Origin of the sequence: Pseudoduganella sp. RAF53_2, assembly GCF_052113985.1 — a bacterium.
In the GTDB taxonomy this organism is placed as follows: Bacteria; Pseudomonadota; Gammaproteobacteria; order Burkholderiales; family Burkholderiaceae_D; genus Rugamonas.
This window is the reverse complement of the sequence record NZ_JBFRDW010000883.1, coordinates 1-1,834: the sequence shown is the minus strand read 5'-3', so window position 1 is coordinate 1,834 and position 1,834 is coordinate 1. Positions and strand designations below refer to the sequence as shown.

Below are 1,834 nucleotides of genomic sequence, written 5' to 3'. Positions count from 1 at the left end.
GGCTGAAAATGCCAGCAATGCCGATCAGGCACATGATGGCGGAAATAATCGAAAGCACCGCCACCAGGCGGAATTTGATAGTCAGGTTATTAAGCATGTGCGGCTCCGTCCGGCGCGCGAGGGGCGCTGGAACAATGTTGGTTTTTGAGCTGGGAGCCGCGAGGATGGGGCGGCGGGAGGAGGGTTACTGCTTTGGGACCGGCTTAGCGGTCATCCCAATGCTTGAATCGTAGCAATAGTGTTGTTGTATGACAAGTGAATTCATGGTCGCACTGCTGAGCGACCATGATGGTCACTGGCCCGGATTGGTGATGCGCGCGTGGATGGCGTTCACCGCCGCCACCACGTCCGGCGACAAGTGCGTGGTGAAGGCGTCAATGTTTTCCTTCAGCTGCGCCAGCGTGGTCGCGCCGATGATGGTGGAGGCCACGAACCAGCGCGAATAGCACCAGCCCAGCGCGAGCTGCGCCGGCGTAAGGCCGTTGGCGCGCGCCAGTCTGGCGTATTCGCCGACCGCTTCCAGCACGGTGGGACGCAGATAGCGCGGACTCCAGGTGGGCGGGAAAATCGTCAGGCGGCCATGCGCTTTCGGATTGTCGTAATACTTGGCCGTCAGCTGGCCGAAAGCCAGCGGGCTATATGCCATCAGGCTTACTTTCTCGCGGTAGCAGGTTTCGTCCAGCAGGCTGGTTTCGAAACTGCGCGCCGTGAGGTTGTAGAGATTCTGAATTGTCGCAATGCGTGGCAGACCAAGGCTCTCGGCCTGCTTCACGAATTCGCTGACACCCCAGCTGGTTTCATTCGACACGCCGACGTGGCGGATCTTGCCTTCCTTGATCAGCTCACCCAGCGCGGCCAGCGTTTCCTCAATCGCCACCGCCTTGCGCTCGCGCTGCGGATCGAAGCTGTTGTTGCCGAAGATGGGCGCATTGCGGCTTGGCCAGTGCAGCTGATACAGATCGATATAGTCGGTTTGCAGGCGCTCCAGGCTGGCATCGACTGCTGCGCGCAGATTCTTTGCGTCGTGATTCTGGCGGCCGCCGCGCAGCCAGTGGATGTTCGGATTGGGACCCGCGGCCTTGGTCGCGATCACGACTTCCGAACGCTTGCCGGCCTTCTTCAGCCAGGTGCCGATGAAGCGTTCCGTTGCGCCTTGCGTGGCGGCGGACGGCATCACCGGATACAGCTCCGCCGTGTCGATGAAGTTGATGCCGCGTTCCAGCGCGTAATCGATTTGGGCATGCGCCTCGGCCTCGAAATTCTGCTGGCCGAAGGTCATGGTGCCCAGGCAGATCGGGCTGACCTTCAGATCGCTCTGGCCGAGAGTGATCTTATCCATGGCGCAGCGCATCCGCGCAGTCGCGTACCAGGGCGGGACCGGCGTAAATCAGGCCGCTGTAGAGCTGCACCAGTTGCGCACCGGCTGCGATCTTGGCCTTGGCGTCGGAGCCCTGCATGATGCCGCCCACGCCGATGATCGGCAGCGCATCGCCCAGTTCCGCTTTCAGCAGGCGGATCACGTTATTGGACAGCTCGAACACCGGCGCGCCGGACAGGCCGCCCGCTTCCGCGCCGTGCTGCATGCCTTCCACGGCCGTGCGGCTCAGGGTCGTGTTGGTGGCGATCACGCCGTCGATTTTGTGGCGCAGCAGGGCGTCGGCGATGTTCTTGACCTGGTCGGCGTCCATGTCGGGCGCGATCTTCAGCGTCATCGGCACATAGCGCTTGTGCTGGTCGGCCAGGCGCAGCTGGGTGTCCTTCAACTGGGACAGCAGGCCGTCCACTTCGGATGCGCCCTGCAGCTGGCGCAGGTTCTTGGTGTTCGGCGAAGAGA

At 62.2% G+C, this 1,834-nt stretch carries 1 protein-coding gene and 1 pseudogene; both read right to left on the bottom strand.

The features are described from left to right. Positions 1–292 precede the first annotated feature (292 nt). The gene (locus tag AB4Z11_RS30630) at positions 293–1,339 is read right to left on the bottom strand and encodes an aldo/keto reductase (protein WP_442029798.1); all 1,047 of its coding nucleotides are present in this window, start codon (positions 1,337–1,339) and stop codon (positions 293–295) included. Next, a pseudogene (locus AB4Z11_RS30625) lies at positions 1,332–1,834 on the bottom strand (quinone-dependent dihydroorotate dehydrogenase); the annotation flags it as partial. The pseudogene AB4Z11_RS30625 and the gene AB4Z11_RS30630, both read right to left, overlap by 8 nt.

What these genes read in the sequence shown, in the direction of transcription:
- AB4Z11_RS30630 (WP_442029798.1), bottom strand. Translation starts at nt 1,339, where the DNA reads ATGGATAAGATCACTCTCGGCCAGAGCGATCTGAAGGTCAGCCCGATC.